This window comes from Colwellia sp. 1_MG-2023, from assembly GCF_030546755.1.
Classification (GTDB): Bacteria; Pseudomonadota; Gammaproteobacteria; order Enterobacterales; family Alteromonadaceae; genus Thalassotalea_H.
In genome coordinates, this window is sequence record NZ_JAUOPE010000001.1 from 380,562 (window position 1) to 402,763 (window position 22,202).

Consider the following 22,202-nt stretch of genomic DNA (forward strand, 5'->3'; position numbering starts at 1 on the left):
ATTCCTCACTTCTATTTATTACTCAGTTTGAACAGCTTAAATTGGCCATTGAAACTAAAATTATTATCTTGATAGGTAAATGTATTATTCGTTTTCTTTGCTAAGCTACGGTTAAACGCTAATAAATAGCTTTGCCCTGTAGTTAACCCAACTTCTACTAACTCTATATCACCTTTAATGTGGTGCGTCAGTTTCGTTATTGTTGATTGTGCAGCAACAGTAAATTCTTTCGCAGGGTTATATTGCCCATGTGGTTCTAACACACTAATAAAGCGATGTTGTTTCGCGGCTTTTTTACGATAAATAAAGCCAGATTCATTACGTAAATTAAAGCTTGGATCATTCGCACCTATGCGAGTAAATAAAGCTTCTGTGTCACCATCTACAATCGCAGTTTGTGTATAAAATTTACCGTTTTCATTTAACCAAGTGACTTTCGCCAACCCTTTTTCAGGTTGACTAGTCGCCGTTAACCACAAATGTTGATAACCATTTTTATGACCTAGCGCAGATAACGATTGGGTTGCTGTGTTTAAAACAAAATTTGTATCAATGAGTTGCCCTTGGTAATGCAAAGGTAAGTCGAATTGATGCGATTTTTTATCACTGTTGACATCAAAAATATCAATGGCAAGAGGTTTATTAATCTCAGGTAATTTCACTAACGCCATGGTTCTTTTTAACGAAACACCTTGATAGGCCGTATCAATTTGTGCCGAGCTAATTGAACCTTGTTTACTTTTAGCGAAAAATAATAATTCAGGGTGGTGTTTATTACCGGTTTTAACTTTGCCGTTGAAATGGCTGTTTTCGTCTACAACCACAGTATTATGGGCAACTGTTTGTTTCGCAAACGTGTTGTTTTCTGGTAAATAACCCCCACCAGATTTTGCTTCCACATTTAAGAATCTAGCAGCACCATAATCCGAAACAATCTCATGGCCATTGTCATAAAATTGCCAAGTTAACTTATCAAAGTGGCCATGTCCCAAGCCTTGTGCTGCGGGTTTAAATAGCAAAGCTTGTTGTCCGCGAGATTTTTGACGCATGATAACCAAGGCACCTTGTTTACCATCCGCACCATCACCAAATGCCTTAGACTTAAATTGATAAGGGGTTGCTAAACCATCATCGAGTGCTTGCGCTACTTTCAAGCCATCACCCGTTAAAATAACTTGGTCTTGCTGTTTAGCAATATCAAGGAAATCAGTATCTTGAGTAAATCCATAAGCAATAGCTACGCCATGTACTAACTCAATCGTATCAATACCTTTGCTCTTAATTGCATCATTAATCGGGAAAAACAGTTTGTTGTAGCTAAGCTGAATTGTGGTATCAATAGCTTTTAAAATAATGCCATCACGATATGCAAATATTTTTCGTTCAGGTTGGTTATTTTCAATAGCTTTAGCAAAGGTAACAAAAGGCATCAGGGCATAACGTTGATAATAAGGCCCTTCATTGTAATAACCTTCTGGTGAGAAGAGTTCATCTAACTGCCTTAAAAAACCACCTTTACCTGATTTATCTAAACCGTATAGCGCTTGTTCAACCCATTCAAGCTCACCTAAAACGTATCCCGTCATACCAACAGCTGCGGTTAACCACGTACCATGGTTATGAACTTTGTTAAATGTTTTTGGCGAATCGACGGATAAAAACTTCACAATGGGGCGAAAAAGACCCGTTTCAATTTTGTTTTTATCTGCTTCGCTTAATGACGATAAAATCATATCGTAAGCTTGGCTGGTATAAACCAACCAAACCGCTTCATTTAAACTTTGCCAAAATAGTTTGCCCGGGTTTGTTTTGCCTTTTTTTCTTTTCGGATGTAAAGGCAAAGTAGGATAAAGCTCAGCATACTCCAGTAACATATCACGCACATATTGAGCGTAACGCTCGTTTTGCGTTAATTGAAAGACAATGCCTGCGTCATACATCAAACGGTAATTTTTCTTATGTCTTTCATGAGTAAAACCACCGCCAGAGTCTTTAGGCACAGGAATATTGATAGCTTGAGCTAGCTGTGTGTCTACTTTATCCTTAACTTTATTGAAGGCGTCAGTAAAACTCCCTTCAACTGATAAGGCTTTTTTCATCGCAGGAACATCACTATGACTGATCACTAAATTGGGCGAATGACTAGCAGCACTATTTGCACTAAATAATACACACCAGGAAACCGCTAATAACATAGCTGTCAGATTAACCTGCATTTTTTTAAAAAAAGCCAATAACATGCCTAGAAAGCCCTATTTATTTACAATGGTATTATCAGAAAGTTCAGCAGTATGTGGGCCTTCCACTCTAAGCTCAACTACGCTCACAGCTTGAGAAAGCTGATTATTAGCAATACTTGTTTTAGGTTCGCCTACCGTATGCTCAACTTTGATTGGCGCACTATTGGCTATGTTGTTGTTATTAATATTCGTGACTTGAACACCATGTAAGAACAAACTAGCTTTAGTTTTATTTCGTTTACCTTCACCAATTGCGGTTAATTGGTTATTCGACATCGTCAAGTGTGGACCAAAAGTACTTTCATCAGTACCGCCGCGGTATAATTTAACGAGGGCACCAGAAACATTTTCAAACTTATTATCTGCAAGCGCTACATACTCTGCGTTATAAATACCTAAGTCTTCAATTTCTTTATCAAGGCGCAATAAATCGCCGGTGATATTAGTAAAAGTATTACCTTTAAATTCAATTAAATTAGCAAAAGCGCCTTTACCTGATTCAAATAAATGGAAAGAGTGATTAATGTCTAAGTTTTTCACAACATTATTTAACATCACAAAACGGTAGTTTTGAGTCATGCCCCACTTTTGGGTTCTTACTAAGGTATTGCCTGCAGAATCAGGGCTATTAACCCCATCAATCATTAGGTTTTCAACTTTTAAACTGCCACCGTCAGCAATTTCAAACAAAGTACCACGCTCAAAGGTGATAACTGCGTCAGAGTTATTTACTGCTTTAACGGTTAAGGTTTTCGCTACGCTAAGCATTTTACGCACATTATACTTACCTTTTGCCAGTACAATAACGTCGCCATCTTCAGCTGCAACAACCGCATCAAATAAGTCATCGCCATTTCCGTTAACATGAATTTCTTTACCTGAATCAAAAGCGGTTTCCTCAACATTTTTGGCGTACCAACTTGGTCCAGTAGCAGATTTAGCAATCGGTTGAATCGTTTTATCTGCACCAATGCTTTCACCAACAGGATATAACAAACCATTTTCAGCACGTTCTAAAGTTAATTCTTTCACTTGGAAACCAGAAGCGATTTCAGCTAACGGTTCACTGTTAGTAACATTACCATTGAAAGCAATACCGGAAACATCGTCAAACAAAGTAAAAGGTTGTTTGCCATTTTCATTAAAAATTAGGTTGTTTTGCAGTTTACTATTTAGTGGCGCAGCTGAACGTTCAGCGTCACTGCCTGCGGCTAATTGGATATGGTCAACATTAACCATTGAATTATTTTCAATTAACGCATTTTCTACTTGGTGATAACGGTTGATCGGAGAGTTAGGTACCCCGTTCATCACAGTAAAGCCACTACCGAAACGGTAACCGGTTAACCCTTCCATGTAATTATTACGAATGATTTGATCTTTATTGATCACGCGAATACCGCCAGTATGATCAACGCCATTACCAAAAAACACGTTGTTTTCAATAACATTACCATTACCATGACGTAAGGTTAACGTGCCACGAGATTCAAAGAAGGTATTATTAAGTAATTGATTTTTCCCTGATTTAACTGAAATAATTTCTACTTCGCCATTACAACGATCAAAATAGTTATTCTCAACTTTCGTAAACGAATTACTCAACGAATAATGACTAGTACCAATGCGAAGCGTTTCACCACCATTTGATCCTAAAATAGGTCTTGGACCAAAGTAATTATGATCAATTTGATGATAATTTTCTTGGCTATCTTCAGTGTTTAATCGTACCGCCATGGTTACGCCTTTATTGCGCTTACCTGCTAAATAGCTATGGTCGAAACGATTATGTTTTCCGTATAAGCTTACCCAATAGTCGCCTTCAGCTTTATCAGGGTTTGAATAATCTTCAATGACTACTTCGGTTACACGAGAGTGATATGCTAAATTATTTTTGTTTTGCCTGAATTCAATAACCGCACTGCTTGGCGTATAACCATCTTTAAACACTAAGCCTGAAACAATTAAATGCTTTCCCGCTAATCTAAGGTTCGATTGACCGGTTAAAAATACTTTGCCGTTAGTTTGTGCTTTTAAGGTAATTGGCTCATGCTCTGTACCTTCGGCTTTGAATAAGATCTCAAAATTTTCCCATGTACCATCAGACAAAACAATTTCATCGCCGGCAGATACTTTATCTAGGGCTGTTTTATATTCTGCTTGGGTGGTAACCAACCATGTTTTTGCCGTTGTTTGTTGACACGCAGCAGTGACTAATAAAAATAAACTTGATAAAAATAACGATTGAAAAAGTTTAGACTTGTACATATTTACCTCAAAAGGGTCCTACTAAAAAATATCGAGTTCTCAATTACCTGCGTAAAAGAGAACTCCATTTTCATTTACATTGATATTTATATTTCAATATAGGTTTGATTAAAAACTCGCCTTAACACCAAGGAAGAATTTACGACCTGAGAAAGAGTAATCAGATACTGTTCCTGGTCCACGCGTCATTACTTGCGCTTCTTCTAATAGGTTAAGTGCTTTTAACGATACTGATACACTCTTATTGATTTTGTACTTAATCGCCGCATCAACATAATCACTATCTTCTACCCAACGATTGCCTTTATGAGGAAATGGTAAATCGTTCGGTTGGAAATAACGTGAACGATATTTATACATTAAACGCATTGATAAATTATCGCCTTCCCAATAAATAGAACCAGAAGCCACGTTTTTAGAGAAACCCATTAAGTTTGCATCTGGGCTAATACCCCAGTTAGCAGGTTCTTCAGAGTTAAAGTCAGAAACAGCATGGTTCCATGCACCTTTAATACCTAAACCACTCCAAATACCAGGTAAGTCAGCAAAATGTTTTTGGAAGGTTAACTCAAAACCCTTAATGGTTGATTCATTTTCCGCAACTTGGTTAACACTGTAAGGAATTTCATGTGAATAATCGCCAACCGTCACAGTTCCATCTGCAGAAACATTCGTTACTGTAGGAACACGGTTTTCAATCACTAACTTTGTGCCGCCAGTAAAGTTTTTCCAATAACCTGCTAAGGTGACTGCCATATCTAAACTTGGGTACCATTCTAATGATAAATCATAGTTAGTGGCGGTAAATGGATTCATCATATTACCTTCTGCATAACCAGAGACTAACTGTGAGTCATAGCTGTCACATGTTGCACTTTCACTAGTATCAGCAGAATTACAATCTGTTAACGTTTGACCTGCAGACATCGCATTCATCGCAAAACGTGACATTGAACGATAAACAGCTGTTCTTAGGTATAACTCATCACTAAGATGGAAAGTAAGGTTTAAACTCGGTAAGAACTCTGAGTAATCATCTTCTAAATAAACCTCGCCTGTTTCAGATGAATAGTTCCATGTTTCAAGACCAGTTTCATCAATATCAAGGGTTGTAGGATCATCTTCTAAAAATGATTGAGTAAGGATTGCTTTTTCACCCCAAGATTGTGAACTTGTTTCGGTTTTAACATAACGCAAGCCAACGTTACCAGTTACAGGAATGTCAGAAAATTGCGTATCAATCCATGCCATTGCATAAAATGCAGTAGTATCTTCTCTAACATCGATCAATTGACCACTACGCTTGTCTGGGTCTTCACCAATATCGTAATAGCCAATATTAGGATTGTTTCCACCTGGTGTAAGGAAGCCTACTTGACCTAAATATGCACCAATTAAACATTGCGAATCAAAGGTTAAGAAATTACCGGCATCAGCTGCACCACCTGAGTTGTCCATAAAGCCTTCAAGACTATGACCATTATCACCACATGCTGCTGCAGCGGCAGTTACTTGCGCATGTTCATCTGGATATAAACTATCAAAGTCATTATTTGCGCCGTCTCTGTCAACATGATCATCTGAGTTCCAGTTGTCATCAATAGGACGACGAGAGCCATCATCTACGTTAAATGCTGTTTGAATACCTGAATAATCGTATAAATGCTCACGTGAATAACGTACACCTGCTTCAATAGAAGAAATAACGTTGTAATCATCAAATGAATATTGCGTATCAAATTTTACTGCCCAAATATCATCTTCACGTTCATCATTTTCACGGCCATATTCTAAATATGCACCACCATCACTATTAATGAAGCTTGCCATATCACTGACATCAAAAGCGGCACCACCGTAGTTAGGATTCTCAACTAAGCTGCCACCTTGAGAGGTATAGAAGAAATTAGCATTCTCAATTTGTTCATGGTCACCAAGATATAATTTAGGGACTGTTCCTCTAGAATCTAACGAGTAAGCCGTTGTTGATTCATGACGGAATTTCGCACGTTGGCGTAAACGGTAACGGTAAGATTTTGAATAAGATGCATCGAAAGAAAGTACAAGGTTATCACTTGGTAGAAAATCTACGTTCAAACCAAAACCATCATATTCATCTAATTGATAACGTTCTTCACCTTGTAAAGTAAGTTTACCTTCACCTTCTTCATAAATAAGGTTGCCATTATCATCAATAATTAAAGTGTCTGGATTTAAATTTTTACCACGTTCTTGCGCTAATTCCATACGATTTTCAGTATATTCTAGGCGAGAAGAGGCGTAATCTAAATTAATATCCCATTGCTCATTTGGTACCCATTGGAAAGTACCCACGATATTACGACGTTCATCTTCATCGTGACCGGTACGCCAATATGAATCATCAGGAATAAAGAAAATAGAGTTAGGATCAAATTTTGCTAAATGATCAGCACCATTTACACCAAATCTATCTGGATCAGCATTTGGCCCTAAGGTAACTAAATCTGCTGAACGGCCTGGACTCACCATTGAGTCATTATCAGGCATATTGTTATTGCTGCTATTTAAATCCCGATCACCACAACGTTCATTATCGCCATTATTAGTAGTCAAAGGAGAACCGTCAGCAGCTCTAAAACTACATGCGGCTAATGTGGAACTGCTTCCATAATTTTCTTCTGGATTGGCTGAGTTACTTTGTACAAAACCTAAACTGAAACCCATATCGCCAAACGATTCTGTTTCAAAGCTTTGTACGGTTGAAAGGGTAAATTTATTACCCCATTCTGACTGGTTGTCAGCAGCAGTATAATAGCTGTTGTTTGCTACTTGTGCTTCAACTGTTGTTTTACTCTTACCATAATCAACCGCACGCAGGGAACCTACTTCAATAGTACCTGAAGTACCACCTTCAACTAAGTTTGCTTGTTGTGATTTATAAATCGTAACTTTATCAACTAGGCTTGATGGGAATTTTTTAAAGTTAACTGCACGACCTGGGCCAGCATTGGTAATAGTACGACCATTAAACGTTGAATAACCCCAATATGATCCAAGACCACGAATTGAGATTTCGTTTTGGCTACCTTTTAGGCGATGACCAGAAGCACCTGAAACATTTTCAATAACATCTGAAAGAGAAAGTCCCGGTAAATCACCAAAATCTGCCGCTGCAATCGCATCAACAATAGCTGTAGTATTCTTCTTTTCGTTCAGTGAACGAGTCATTGTGCCGCGCATTCCGCGCACTTCAATCACTTCGACTTCACCTGCTTTGTTGGCTACTTCAATAGTGGTTGCATTATCATTGCTTTGCTCAGCTTCTTGGAAGGCATGAGCCGGTCCAGCAAGCAAAGCAGTTATTGCAGTACTAGCAATAAATGTTCGGTTTTTTCTTAGAGCGTTACTAATTTTATTCAATTTCACGTTCTTCTCCCCCCAGTTGAATTTTATTTTTTTAATATTTATTTCGCTGAGCAATAAATCTATGACAGCAATATCAACTAAATTTAACCAATCCAACAGCCAATTGTCAACCACTCATTTTACCAATTACTTCTTAATCAATATTATTTGTTATTACCAATAATATAATGTAGTCTTTACATGAATTTAGAAATATGTATCGTAAAAGCTGTTTACGCAAGGTAATGGTTAGATATATTTTGCCAATGTATATAGATAGCGATATTATGTGTTTTTTGTGTAGAAAATAGAATTTCAAAGAAAGAAGGTACTCTCATGGCTAATCGTCGTATGTTTTGGCAAATTGTTGATAAAATTGAAGCCTCTATAAATGCGGGTGAATATCCTGCCGGTAGTCGTTTACCGCCAGAAAGAGAATTAGCTGAGTCTTTCCAAGTAAGTAGACCAACGGTTCGCGAAGCTATTATCGCACTTGAAGCCAGAGAAAAAGTAGAAGTTAAAACAGGCTCAGGGGTTTATGTCCTTGATACTGCCAATACGACTCTCGCTAAAAATAAAATTAACGCCTTTGAAGTGACGCAAGCAAGAGCACTTATTGAAGGCGAAGTAGCCGCGCTTAGTGCGACTACAATAACCGAACAAGAATTAACAGATTTACATCAAACGCTTGTTGATATGGAAAACGGTAAAGATATCCCAGAAGCGGATAAAAAATTCCATAGCATTATTGCTGCATCAACACGTAATGCTGCCATGATCGCATCAGTACAAAATTTATGGGCATTACGTAGCTCATCTCAAGAAATCATACGTGATTATGATAGCGTATGTAGCAAAAGTAACTCACAAACCATTGCCGAGCATCGCGCGATTTATCAAGCATTGAAATCGGGTGACGCAACAGAAGCTAGACATGCGATGCATGGTCATTTCAACCGCTTAATCAATAAGTTATTTGATGCTGAAGAAACCAGAGCACTTGAAGAAATCAAACGTAAAAATAGTGAAAAACGTGGGCTTTACTCTATCGAAAACTTAGTACCAAGAGTTTAATGTTAACGTTAGACTCTTTACAAAGCTTACTTATTAAATGTGTTAGCGGTAACTTCAGAGAGCCTTATAGACTAGCAGTTAACATTTTATAACCCGCTTAAGTCTTACCAACTTCCAACCGACTTAACACAAGCTATCATATTAATAACATGCTAGTTTCAATGTCATAAGTACCTTACTATTTATTTCAAATACTTTTAGATCTTTATCTTTTTAAATAGTTGAATGTGCAAGCTTTACCGCTTAAGTCTTCGCTTTCTCACCTGAACCTATATAATGCTAAGTTTAACTTTGATAGCAACAGCAACAATCTTGTAATTTACTCACTTCCATATAAAAAACAGGCAAAAAAAAGCCTCTCAAAGAGAGGCTATAAAATCATTAAATCCATTTAATTCTAATCATCTAAACGACTTACTAAAAGTACAACTAAATAAGCGTTACTAGTACGCGAGCACTTGAATTACCTTACTTCTGTAATTTTTGTTAATTAAAGAAGTAAGGGGTTGAATGATCTACTTAGCTAACTGAGTATTAAAGTAGTCAAAAATTACTGGAACATCATTTTGACCTAAACCAGCGTCAACCGCTGCTTGAAGGTTTGCTGAAGTACCTTGAGCGATAAGAGACTCTGAACCTAAATCTTTTACCATTTGATTAAAGTAACCTAAATCTTTATTGGCATTAGCTACTGAAAAACCTAATTTTTCATCACCATCAACCGCATAAAATTTACAAAACTGCATAAATGGCGAGTTAGAAGGGCCGGCAGACATAATGTCAAATAACTGTTGACCGTCAACACCCGCCGCTTTAGCAACAGCAAATGCTTGTGACATTGCTGTAACCGTTGTCATACCAATAAAGTTATTGATCAACTTAGTCGTGTGACCAGCACCAAGTTCGCCAAGATGGAAAACATTTTCACCTTGCTCTTCAAGCACAGGCTTAACTTTATTAAAGGTTTCAATATCACCAGCAGCCATAATGTTTAACAAACCATCTTTAGCATGTGCAGGTGTACGACCTAATGGGGCATCAATCATACCAGCACCTTTTTTGGCAAGATCAGCACCAATTTTACGGGTAGACGCAGGTATAGACGTACCAAAATCAATTAACGTTTTACCTTCAGACATACCGGCTAAAATACCATCTTCAGCATATACAACTGACTCAACAACGGCAGAAGTAGTAAGCGCAAGCATTACGATGTCACTTTTTTCAGCTAACTCTTTACCCGAAGATACTTCAGTAGCGTTACCACGAGCAAGTACCTTAGCAACAGCATCTTTATTAAGATCCATTACATTTACGTTAAAGCCACGTGTTTGAAGATTCTCAACCATGTTACCGCCCATAAGGCCAAGGCCGATGAAACCTATAGTAGGTTTTGTCATGTCTAACTCCTAAAATATATTACTGTTTGTTTATCTGAGTATGAGAGTTGCCCATTTCATTGATTAAGTGTTTATTTCAATAATTTAAAATAAACACTTAATTAATACTCAGGTTAATGCCTGATTTATACATCAGTTACATCACATGCTTTTGAAACAGTTTTAGGAACATGCCATTTAAAATGGTAAATACTATTCCCGTTGAAACTATTTCTATTAATTTCAAATATCATGGGTTTGATAACGCTGATAAAGCATCTATCAAACCGGCAAACCAATACTAACCAATACAAAAGGTTATTGTCAACCAATTTAACAAATATAACTTACCAAAACATATAACCAGTGAAATTGAGTGATTTAAACGGATGAGAGTAACCAATGAGCTAGTTTTAATTTAATTATCGGTGGTTGTTGAACGTTAGACGATAAAATATGAAGTGAGTCTTTCATCATTTGAATAGACTTTACAATTAATCACTTATTACCAATACAGCTAAGATAGGTCTAGCACTTAGATAATTTGATTATTTAACTCTCTACTGTTGAAAACTTAGAATAGCTTTGGAAGAAATGATAATAATGCCAAAAAAAGTCTTAATTTTTTCATTTATTCATATTGAATTGGTAATAACATTGCTTTTACCAACTAATATTCTTCACTTGCCATTATTATCAATAATTTCTTTGGTCAAAAAGCAGTAAATTGGAGTTTAAAAAAAATAAGACTACACTAAAAATATGATTGAAATGTTAAAGCTAACTATTATTTATTCCCTGTTAAAAAAACAATTCATCACCTTGATTAGCACAATAATGCTGACTTCATCATTTGCACTTTATGCACTTGATACAGTAAGGTTTTTAAAACCAACTAAAGGCCATGAAAAAAGAACTCTGCATAAAGATGAGGTGATACTTCGTGCTTTGCAATTAACAGAGCCCGAATTTGGCGACTATAAAATCGATACCTTTACGGTCGATATGACCCCCTCCAGAGCGCAACAATATATTAAAGAAGGTAAAGTACTTAACACTTTCATTAATCCTAGTAACAAGGAATGGGATAAGCATGCTATTGCTATTAAGATCCCAATTCGACTAGGTTTAATAAGCTATCGATTACTGTTAGTGAATAAAGCAAATCTCCCTGCATTTAAAGAGGTGAAAACACTCGAGCAGCTAAGCCAGCTAACGGCAGGATTACAATCAAGTTGGGTTACCACTAAAGTTTTCAATGAACTTGAGATGAGTTTAGTCAAATCACATACTTTTGAAGGGTTATTTTTAATGCTAAATAAGCAGCGATTTGATTACTTACCTAGGGCTATTTATGAAGCTTATGATGAGCTTAATATTCGCAAAGAACGCATAAAAAATGTCGTAATTGAGCCTAACCTAGCACTATATCTTCCTATGGTGACTTATATTTACGTATCTAAAACTGAACCCCGTTTAGCAAGGCGATTAAAACTAGGCTTAGAGAAATTATTGGCCAGTGGTGAATTAAAAACCATTTTAGATAAGTATTATGAAGAAGATATCAAACGAGCGAATTTAAAAAATCGTACTATTATTGAAATTCCCAATCCTAACTTTACTGATCAGACCGTACTCGAAGAAAACTTATATTGGTATAAAAATTACTTGTAAGACTTTACAGCCTGTTGAGTGATTAGCTTGCCAGTTAAAAATAAATCACTGGTTCAAAATTCTTAAAATCAACATGAATACATCACTGATAATCATTATTTTTTTTATAATTCGACCACTTTGATTTAACCCATTAAAAAAACACTAGCTTTAAACCGGGCTATTGAGTCAACTTGGAGTCGTTTTGTTGAAATAGCAAAGCGGCTTTTTATTTTTACAAAATTTTTCTATATTTTTCTATATTTTTCTATATTTTTCTATATTTTTCTATGACAATTGAGTCGAAAGAAACAGTTCGAAGAATCCAAAATGTACGATTAGTTAAATTTTTCAGTTGGTTACTGAGTGATTTTAAAGCGAGTGGGAGATTTTACTGTGATTTTCCTATTTTTATATATCTAAAAATAAAGAACACTGACCGTAATGATCAGTGTTTTAATAATTTATCGCTAAAGATTAAACGTGCTTCTTAATTTTACGAGAAGCTAGTCCCATTAAACCTAAAGCAAAAATGGTTAGTGTTGATGGTTCTGGAACGTCCACTTGATTAGAATACGCACCATATACAGCAGAGCCAAAATGCCCACTTCCACCAAGAAATGAGTGGTTTTGATTTACGAGATCTAATTGATAATAACCATTGTTGTAGTCATTTCCATACAAGTTTCCCTCTGCATCAAAAGCAATTGTTTCGCTAGCTGGTCCAGACATTAAAAATGTAGATACTAGAGTATTAGGGTCAATAACGTAAATATTTCCACTGTCAACGCCAAAAATTGTTCCAGCACTATATGTTCCTAATATTGTATCAACACTGGTTGTGGCAACTGATATGCCATCATAAGTGTTATGACCTACAAATGCCCCCAAAAAGGTCGTAGCCGCATTTGAAGTATTAACACTGTATAACCCTGTACTTGTTGCGGTTAACAAGTTGTTATTTAGATCAAAAGTTGCAGATTCTGAAAATCCTCCCCAAGCACCATTCGCAATTAGTGAAGTTGAACCATTATTTAAGTCAACTGAATAAAGAGAAGTATTATTTATTCCAAAAAGGGAGTTATTACTATCAAAGGCCAAAGCTAAATTCCAAACACTGGAACCTAAATTAGTTGTAGTTCCAGTTTCAGTATCAAATACTGTTAATGGATTACCAAAATTGATTGGATCTGAACCATATATTAATGCTGCATTAGAAATACTACTAATTACCAGCCCAAAACTAGCCATTAAGCCCTTTAAAAATTTATTTTTCATTTGAGTGTTCCTCTTAATCCCTTTCCATCGAGATTGGAAGGTATTTAATAAAGCTAAAAATAATTACTTATTGGGTACTAAGCAGGCAGTATGCCAATTTGGTAATCATCAATAAAAACAATAGGCTGGCATTCATTAGTGATTTCGGACTTGCACCTATGTAAAACAACCTGACACTATAATCGGTTATTCATGAAGCTTGGCTTGTGTTCGGTTTTGTTGCGATACACTTCATCAATACGAACTTTATCTAGGCTAAATGACAGTAAGCCTTCAGCGGTATAAAACTTTCTTGTTAACCCTAATCGCATAGTTGGAGTAGACGGTTTGGGCTTTTTGTAGCCTTTATAATTCTTGTTAATAGTGCGCTCATTGGTCATACAATAATTGAAATATACGCGTTTGATTTCAATGAGTTTTACCATCCATTCTGGGTTATAGCCTGCTTAGGCATTCCAACGCATAGAGTTAGTAGCACTAGTGACGGGGCACTCTAAAAAATTAATATGCCTACGTAAGGTTTGAAACCAATTATCGACACTAAACCCATTAATCACCTGATTTATAAATGGATCTTAATTTAATTGAAGGTTAGTAAGATAGCATTACCATTTTGGAGGTTTTTTGAAAAAACCTTACTTTATTTGCTGTAAATAAAAAACTCGAAATCACGTCGTTACTTGTGAAGAAAAGAGAAGATTTAACCCTCGTCTCCACAAGTAACTTAGGGTATTTCTTTTAATATCAATACGCATTCACGCTTAATTTAACATAGCTAATTGATTATGCTGTACTTGTTCGCGCTTAACATATTGATACCATTGTTGAGCCATTTTTGCTGAACTGGCTATTTTTTCCGCTTGCTTTAGCGCCGCTAGCGATGCTTCAAATTGTGCTAAATTAAAATAACTCATGCCTATAATAAGGTGCATATCACCAACTCGGTCAATCCCACCTTTTGCCAATGCGCTATCGGCTGATTTAATCGCTAATTGCCAATTTTCAATATTAAGATACGCTTGTGCTAATTGAGCGTCAAACTTGCCCGTTTCGTTAATTTCTCCCGCTTTAATAAGCGCAGGAATGGCTTTGGTATCATTTTTAGCGGCTAGATAAGCTTGAGCTAACATTTCATAATGACGCTCATTAGCAACGATTCTGCCATCAGAAATCGCTTCATCTAATAACCTTGCCGCTTTGTATGGAATATTATTAAAGCGATAAAGTTGCGCTAAAGTGACAATATCTTGTGCTTTAGTGATGTACCCTGCTTGCCAAGCCGTTTCCATAGCAGCTAACTGTTTTGCTTCTTGGCCTATTTCACCGTACATACCGCTAAGCTGCAACCAATATTCTGGCTTTTCATAATACTTAACTAACGCTTCTAGAACTTCAGTCACCTTTTTAGGTTGTTTCAATTCGTAATAATTAGCTCGTTGTAAAATTAGCCAATTTTCTTTAGGTAATTTATTGTTGGATTCTGCTTCATCAATCGCTTTATTTATTGCGGCAAGTGACGGCGCAAATTGCTTGTCTTGATAATATACTTGAGCAAATAATATGTGTTGCTCACCGGTTAATTCTTTGGTATTTACCTGTTGCCATTGTTTAAGATAAGCTAATGTTTCACTATACTTTTGTTGCTGCATTGATAACTGAGCAAGGGAATATAATGTTGATAATCTTAATGGCTCTGGGATAGCAACTTCAGCAATCACTTTCTCAAAACTTTCAATCGCAGAATCTAAGTCATCATTGCTGTAATGCATAAACCCATAAAAATTCCAAAGCATGGCTTTTTCATAGCTATTTAAGCTATCAATACGACTTTTTACTTCACCAAGTACCTCTAAACCTGCTTGCTTTCCTTCTTCGTCTGCCAGCTTTTGTGCTCTAGCAAGTTGAGCATAAACTCGATTTCGCATCGCCGGCACTTTGACTGATTGCTTCGCTGGCTCTGCAGCATAACTTGCTGAAATATTGTTATCTGTCACTGGTAATAGATACAAGCTTCCCAGAGCTAACATTGAAATATATAAATTTTTCATAAGTTTTCCTCCGTTTATTTTTATTTAGCCATCAATTTCAAAAGAAATTTTATTTTGTACACCCGCTACTTCTGTCGGAGTACCATCAACAACACGTGGCTTATATTTAAACTTAAGTGCTGCATCAAGCGCAGCTCGGTCAAATACACCTTCTGGTTGTGCTTCGATAACAATTGGATCTCGAACTGATCCATTTTTGGTTACCGTAAACTCCACAATGACATAGCCCTCTAACCCTCGCGATTGAGCACGACGAGGATATATAGGCGCTACTTTAACAATGGGAAGATAATCACCATCACTACTTCCTAAACTAATACCTCCGGTTAGCCCAGATGAGGTATCAACTTGTGCTGTGAAATTTGTACTGACAGCATTAACATTAGGATTTGCTTGCTCCATTTGTGGTTGCTGCATTTGCGGTGGCGGCTGTTTAGGCTGCGGCGGCTTTTGTGGTTTACGATCTTTTTTAACAATCGCTTCTTCTTTTTTGAGGCGTATAAAGTCAAGCACATTGCCGCGCGGTGCTTCAGTTAGCACATCATTGCCACCAGCAATTAAAGCTTGCATACTCCACAATAATCCTAAAGTTACAGCAACTGAAAGCGCGAAACTGATCACGTAGCGAGCCATATTATTTAAATGAATAGCCATCGCTTGTCTTAAACCTCTTGAGCCGCGATTGAAACATCATAAACACCGGCCGCACGCGCTGAATCCATCACTTTAATTAAAATATCAGTGGTCGCTTTTTGATCTGCCTGAATCACAACCGTACCTTGAGGATTTTCCGCTTTTAGGCGTTCAATATTTGCCTGGACAGCACGCACATCCACTTTTCGTTTATTTATCCAAATGTCACCTGTATCACTGATGGCGACTAAAATATTTGCTCGCTCTTTCTTAACAGCAGTAGCCGCTTCTGGGCGGTTCACTTCAATCCCTGCCTCTTTTACAAAAGACGCAGTAACAATGAAAAATATCAATAAGATAAACACCACATCCAGCATAGGTGTCATGTTTATTTCTTCAGCTTCTTCCTGCTCTTGTAATACTTTTGATAATTGAGAACGCATGTTCTTAATCCTTATTCGTTAATACTTTCATTTAAAAACTCGAACTAATGAGCCATAGGTAGCGCATCTTCCATTTGCTCGGTGCGACGTTTGGTTTTTCTTTGTAACCAAGTCACCATAAAAACACCGGATAATGATCCCACCATGCCTGCCATGGTTGGAATAGTGGCGCGAGAAACACCAGATGCCATAGAACGAGCATTGCCACTACCAGAAATGGCCATCACATCAAACACTTCAATCATGCCAGTTACTGTACCTAATAAGCCTAACAGCGGACAAAGCACCACTAAACTTTGAATGATGGCGACATTGTTATTAAGTAATTCGGTAATTCGAGACACTTGCGCGATGCGTATTTGCTCAGCATTCCAAGAATGACGTTCCACTCTGTTTTGCCAGCAAGTAATCATCTCATTTCTGATCACTTGATAAGTTCTTAAGAAGAAATACAAACGTTCAAAAATGAGTAACCACATCAAACAAATAACACCTGCGATGACGGTCAGTACTTGACCGCCAGTATCAAGAAATTCACGAATGCTATTCATCATGTCGATGAATAAAACCATGAGTTATGCTCCTTTCTCTGCAGGTTCAACCATTTCAGCTCGCTCGGCAATAATGCCGGCACTTTGTTGCTGTAAAACGTTAATAATGCCGCGTGAACGTGTATTAAGTAGCGTTGAGATAAAGACCATTGGAATAGCCACTACAAGACCTAACACTGTCGTAACTAAGGCTTGTGATATACCACCCGCCATTAATTTTGGATCACCTGTGCCAAATAATGTGATGGCTTGGAAAGTATTGATCATGCCGGTAACAGTTCCCAATAAACCAATTAATGGCGCAACCACTGACACTATTTTTATCAAGGTTAATCGGGTAGTCAGCATTGGCACTTCTTTTAAAATGCGCTCAGATAATTTCAATTCCAATGTTTCTGTGTCGGCATCAAGATTATTATCTTTGACCAACATCACTCGACCGAGTGGGTTATCTGAAGAGGCAACACTAGTTTTTAATTGACGGTTTACTTTATTGCCAATTAAAAATAATGACACAAAACGTTCTAAGGCAATTAATAATCCAATAATACCTAAAGCAATTATCACGTTACCCACGGGACCACCCTGCTCAATTCGCTCTTGAGTATCAGGCGCTTGTACTAACAGCCCTAAAATTGAGCCGCCTGTAGGATCTAAAGCAAAAGGTACCGCTTGAGAAGTGGTTTGAGATAATTGGCTGGCACTGTCTAAATATCTATTTGATGGTTGCCTAATAAGTTCAGCAATTGAACCTGTTTCATCGATGTACTCTAAATATTTCCCGTTAGAGATTAAGTTAAAGCCACCTACTCGAATAACCTCGCTTTGTACTTTTTCACCATTTGCAGCAACCACTTGAGCAGTAAATTTATGCACTTTACCGCTTTCCGTCATTTCACGTTGAAGTTCAAACCATAAACGTTCAATTTCTTCAATAGAAGCAAGCTTTGAACTTGAGCCCATACTTTGAGCAAATTCATCTAAAAATTCACCACGACCAGGAATTTGGGCTGATATAGTTGATGTTTGAAATTTGCTACGTGTATCACCTGCCACTTGCTGTAATACACCAAAAAGCTCTTTTAACTCACCCATGCGCTTATTTAACGCGTCAGTTTTATTCGCAATATCAACTTCATTTTCTTGATAGCTACTTTCAAGCTCAGTACTTTTTTCAACGGCTTGCTCTCTTGAGGTGATAGCTTGTTTTAACAGCTGATCTTGTTGCGATTTTTTTGCTGTAAACTCAGCTTCTCTTGCGATGTTTTGCTGAGTTTGCGCAATTTGACCTTTCTCTAATTGCGTTAATAATTCATCTAAATTACTCGCTTGTTGAGCGTTTGCTGAAACCATTACGCCAGCAAAAGTAAGCGAAGTTAAAATTCTATTAATAGTGTTCATGATAGCGCCTTATTCTGCAAAATCTTGTGCAATGGGAACGATGATAAGATCGGGAGCAAGCTGTTTACGCGCAATGCGAAGTGCTTTATTAATATCTGTGCGATAGTCAGCGGGTAATGGCTGCCATGATTGACTCGCTTTATTCCACATCCCCATTTTTTCGCCATCGCGGGTTTGATAAACAAAGCTCACCCGACCAATACGCAGAAAATCAACATCTCGCTCTACGCCATCTACTACTTGCGTGCCACTGTACACTTCAATGGTGCGGCCGTAGTCTACTTCAACTTGATAAGCTTCTAATACGCGACGAAACTTTTCAGCAACCGAAACATCAGCTTGTTCAAGTAAACGCTGTAAATCTGCCGTTCTTTTACTTCTTTCTTCGGGTAAAAAAGGCACATCCAATTGAACAAATGCGATTAAGGTATCGATCATTCTTGCCATCAATGGCGAGATTTGACGTTCAATAATACTGACTTGCTCCATCGATGTTGCTAATTGTGAAAGCTCAAGCAATTGATTATTTAATTGCGCCTGCATTTGACGGTTATAAACATTCAAACCATCAATTTCTTTATTGACGACTTTAAATTGTTGTAACTTTGATTGAATTTGCTCATTGATTTTGTCGACTTTTTGCTGTGAAGCATTGGCCGATTGATTAATTTGTTTTCCGGCATCAACAACCTTATTCAGTTCATCATTCAACTCTTCTGGACTAAAAGCATAGCCAGACAAAGAAAAGGCTGACATGCTTAACATTAAACCTGCTTGCGCCCATTTTGTAACCTTCATATAAAAACCCTAACCTTAGATGTTTTGCACTATTTGCAAGATTGTTTTAATAGTGCTGCTGTTAGCAAAAACTTTGCTTACTAGTTTGATAAATTACTGGCAGGAATTTTAATAACCAAGTGTGACACTAATGTTTCATTAATATTGCAACTTTATTAAATGACAAAAAAGTGACATTTTTCTTACAGTTAGCGAGAGAAATTTATTGATTCAACGTATGAGGTTATTCGAGGTGATAAAAATAAACCTCATCAGGCGATGAGGTTTGTTTAGTTTTAAATTAATTCAGGGGTTAGCTACCGTTAAAAATCATAGGTATAACTTAAACTGATTGATGTACCTATTTCTTTCTCACGAACCGCAACGTCTGACTGAGTTACTTCTTGAGATTCATCTAACAAGTTTTTCACCTTTAACTTAATTTGCGAGTTAAAGTCAGGGTAATAAGTGTATACCAAGTCTAGTGCGTGGAATGGTTGTTCAAGAGCGTCCCCTCGACCACCGACACCAGAGGCAATAATGCGCTCACCAAAAACGTTATACACCAATGAACCTGAATGATTACCATCAGCTGAGTCGTAATTTAATTGCATATTCACAACATACTCAGAGTGACCACTCATACGTTTAGTCGGGTTGGTTAAGTTCCCGGCTAAAGCTGGATCAATACTGACCTCCGAATCACTTAGCGTAATATTACCTGAGGTAAAAAAACCATCAGCAACTTTAACTAAGTCAACCATCCATTCAAATTCAACCCCTTGCACTTCACCTGTTTCACCATTAACAAAGGTGGCTGAATAATCTTCATCACCTACTTGTAAAACGGTTTCAATGGGCGATTCTATGTCTTTATAAAATGCAGCAACGGTATAGCTATTGCCATTATCTGCATAGTATTCATAACGCAAATCGTAGTTTTTGATCGGGCTACTTTTCAAACCAACGCGACCAAAAGTTCTGATATCGGTTAATGGGTCATAGTAAGCAACCGGTACAACTTCACGTAGATCAGGCCTTACAATTGTTTCACCGTAACTCGCGCGAATTTGATAGTTTTCATTCGCTAAATAGGTAAACGCTAATGATGAAAATAAATCGTCAGTAAAAATACTACCCGCTTCAATTTTCTCTGGTGCCCAAAAGATATCAAGATCTTCTTTGCCAAAAATTAAGCTAGAAGTACCAACTGAAGTTTGTTTAAACTCTTCATAACGAACACCACCACTGATACGAAATTTATTATCCATGATGACATCAAACGCACCATAAGCCGCATCAATTTTTTGAGCCGCAATATAATCATCCGCATCTGGTGCTGAAGGTTCGTTAAAATCAACTAAAATACGTTGACCCGAAATAAAAGAATCACTTAAGTAACCACTGTTCATTAATGGCGATTGTGAACCATCATTAATTTCGATACCTGAGCCAGACTTATTATGAACGGCAAAACTTGACGTTGTATAATTACGGCCACGGTCAGAAAAGTCATAACCCGCTTTAAATTCTAATTCGTAACCTTTGGCATAAATAGGTAATGTAAGATTACCACCATAAGAGTTAACTCTATCTTCCATATCCGTATATGAATAAACAGCTCTATTATCATCACCCGTTATTGTAGAGTTTGCATAGTTACCGTTTGTGAAGTTATCTCTAAAATTATATTTAGTGCTAAAAGGGATTTCTGTTTCGGCTTTTGAGCGCGTATATTGCCAATCAAAACCTAGCCCCCAATAATCAACAAAAGTATGCTGACCTAATAATTGAGAAACATGTAAAGTACGCTCTTCATAATCAAATTCGTGCACTCGATTGGCTCTATCGTCAACTGCCACGGTATAAATTGTACTACCGCCGGCACTTTCAACTTGTGATACTTCTACTTCATCTTCGTTATCGACTAAATAAAGGTTATTCCAAGAAATTGAATGATTATCAAGCTTATAACCTAAGTTTAACACGCCACTATAACGTTCATTTTCAGTCGTTTCTGTTGAATGTTTAACGGTGTTAAAACAAGAATTAGCAACATCTTCTGCCGTGGCTAACGTCGTTGAACAATCAGCCTCAACATCTTGCGCGATAACTGAGGTTTTCTTTTTTGCCGAATCCCACTTAGTTTCATAAGCAATAGAGGCTAGAAAACCCAATTGGCCACCAAAATAAGTTTCATCAAAGCTATTACCAATATGCGCTTTAATATTGTAAGCAGGATCTAATGACTCTTCTGAGATCACTAAATCTCTCGGTAATGAACTTAACAAGCCATTATTAATTGCTATCGCTTGCTCTGAAACTGTTTGGCTTTCAGTGTCTGTTAAGTTTGCACGCTTGATAATATTATCAATGGTAAAACGACCACGATATTCAACAATTGCATTTTTCAACTCTGATGAAATACCACCACTTGGACGATTATAAGTTAATCCGTCAGTTGCACTAGTATCATGCGCTAAACCAATTTCAATGCTTGACGTAAAGTCTCTTGGAACTGATTTCGTACGAATATCAATAGCACCACCACCAAAAGCTGCCGGCATATTTGCTGAAAATGCTTTTTGAACAGCCATACTTTCAATGATACTTGAAGGGATAATATCAAGCGGTACAACATTACGTGTTAAATCAGGACTTGGGATATTAGCACCGTTTAATCGCGCACTTGAGTAACGCTCACCCAAGCCACGTACATAAATAAACTTGCCATCAACTAGCGTTAAACCAGTAACGCGTTTTAGCGCAGAGGCGGCATCACTATCACCCGTTCTAGACATTTGCTCTGCACCAAGAATGTCAGCGACAAAAGCTTGGTTTTTTCTTTCAGCAATAACCGCAGCAGCACTACCTTGCAAACGAGTCGCTTTTGCCACAACTTCTTCCATCACTTGTTGCTCTTCTTCTTGGGCAACAGCAGCGCTAGTATAGCTGAACAAACCTAGCCCCACAGCAACAGCGAGCTTTTGGAGTTTATATTGATTTGTCATTTCTTTTTCCTAATTCAGTTCAATAAAAAGGCGCCTTTAACCGAATAAGTGGCGCCTTA

15 protein-coding genes are annotated in these 22,202 nt (G+C 37.3%); 2 read left to right on the forward strand and 13 right to left on the reverse strand.

Translation table 11 applies throughout. From position 1 onward, the window contains the following. Positions 1-11: 11 nt before the first annotated feature. The 3 genes from Q4493_RS01665 to Q4493_RS01675 form a co-directional block, all read right to left on the reverse strand. On the reverse strand, positions 12-2,195 hold the full coding sequence (locus Q4493_RS01665; RefSeq protein ID WP_303449095.1) for a heparinase II/III family protein: 2,184 nt from the start codon (positions 2,193-2,195) through the stop codon (positions 12-14). A 57-nt stretch (positions 2,196-2,252) separates the two neighbouring features. Next, a complete protein-coding gene (locus Q4493_RS01670; protein ID WP_303448904.1) occupies positions 2,253-4,508 on the reverse strand; it encodes a polysaccharide lyase 6 family protein in 2,256 nt (751 codons plus the stop codon). A gap of 108 nt (positions 4,509-4,616) precedes the next feature. Further along, positions 4,617-7,916, reverse strand: coding sequence for a TonB-dependent receptor (locus tag Q4493_RS01675; protein WP_303448905.1), 3,300 nt, complete (start codon positions 7,914-7,916; stop codon positions 4,617-4,619). Positions 7,917-8,231: 315 nt separating this feature from the next. Between Q4493_RS01675 and Q4493_RS01680 the strand changes: the two genes are divergently transcribed. Continuing rightward, the gene (locus Q4493_RS01680; RefSeq protein WP_303448907.1) at positions 8,232-8,969 is read left to right on the forward strand and encodes a FadR/GntR family transcriptional regulator; all 738 of its coding nucleotides are present in this window, start codon (positions 8,232-8,234) and stop codon (positions 8,967-8,969) included. Positions 8,970-9,484: 515 nt separating this feature from the next. On the opposite strand, the gene Q4493_RS01685 is transcribed toward Q4493_RS01680, so the two are convergent. After that, entirely contained in the window at positions 9,485-10,369 is an 885-nt protein-coding gene (locus tag Q4493_RS01685; RefSeq protein ID WP_303448909.1) for an NAD(P)-dependent oxidoreductase, read from the reverse strand. 816 nt (positions 10,370-11,185) lie between these two features. Here Q4493_RS01685 and Q4493_RS01690 point away from each other — a divergent pair. Beyond that, positions 11,186-12,022, forward strand: coding sequence for a hypothetical protein (locus Q4493_RS01690; RefSeq protein WP_303448911.1), 837 nt, complete (start codon positions 11,186-11,188; stop codon positions 12,020-12,022). Positions 12,023-12,478: 456 nt separating this feature from the next. Here Q4493_RS01690 and Q4493_RS01695 read toward each other — a convergent pair whose 3' ends face one another. From Q4493_RS01695 to Q4493_RS01735, 9 genes are all read right to left on the reverse strand, one after another. Continuing rightward, positions 12,479-13,279 carry a PEP-CTERM sorting domain-containing protein gene (locus Q4493_RS01695; RefSeq protein ID WP_303448914.1) on the reverse strand — a complete coding sequence of 267 codons (801 nt, stop codon included), beginning with the start codon at positions 13,277-13,279 and terminating at the stop codon, positions 12,479-12,481. 176 nt (positions 13,280-13,455) lie between these two features. After that, entirely contained in the window at positions 13,456-13,704 is a 249-nt protein-coding gene (locus Q4493_RS01700; protein WP_303448915.1) for a hypothetical protein, read from the reverse strand. Between the two features lie 336 nt (positions 13,705-14,040). Next, entirely contained in the window at positions 14,041-15,327 is a 1,287-nt protein-coding gene (locus Q4493_RS01705) for a lipopolysaccharide assembly protein LapB (RefSeq protein ID WP_303448916.1), read from the reverse strand. Between the two features lie 24 nt (positions 15,328-15,351). Beyond that, the gene (locus Q4493_RS01710; protein WP_303449096.1) at positions 15,352-15,960 is read right to left on the reverse strand and encodes an energy transducer TonB; all 609 of its coding nucleotides are present in this window, start codon (positions 15,958-15,960) and stop codon (positions 15,352-15,354) included. Positions 15,961-15,989: 29 nt separating this feature from the next. Continuing rightward, a complete protein-coding gene (locus tag Q4493_RS01715) occupies positions 15,990-16,403 on the reverse strand; it encodes a biopolymer transporter ExbD (RefSeq protein WP_303448917.1) in 414 nt (137 codons plus the stop codon). Between the two features lie 44 nt (positions 16,404-16,447). Beyond that, on the reverse strand, positions 16,448-16,975 hold the full coding sequence (locus Q4493_RS01720) for a MotA/TolQ/ExbB proton channel family protein (RefSeq protein ID WP_303448921.1): 528 nt from the start codon (positions 16,973-16,975) through the stop codon (positions 16,448-16,450). 3 nt (positions 16,976-16,978) lie between these two features. Beyond that, positions 16,979-18,355, reverse strand: coding sequence for a MotA/TolQ/ExbB proton channel family protein (locus tag Q4493_RS01725; RefSeq protein ID WP_303448922.1), 1,377 nt, complete (start codon positions 18,353-18,355; stop codon positions 16,979-16,981). Between the two features lie 9 nt (positions 18,356-18,364). After that, the gene (locus Q4493_RS01730; protein ID WP_303448924.1) at positions 18,365-19,153 is read right to left on the reverse strand and encodes a DUF3450 domain-containing protein; all 789 of its coding nucleotides are present in this window, start codon (positions 19,151-19,153) and stop codon (positions 18,365-18,367) included. A 302-nt stretch (positions 19,154-19,455) separates the two neighbouring features. Continuing rightward, positions 19,456-22,143 (reverse strand): TonB-dependent receptor, encoded by a 2,688-nt coding sequence (locus Q4493_RS01735; protein WP_303448926.1) that lies wholly within the window; start codon positions 22,141-22,143, stop codon positions 19,456-19,458. Positions 22,144-22,202 lie beyond the last annotated feature (59 nt).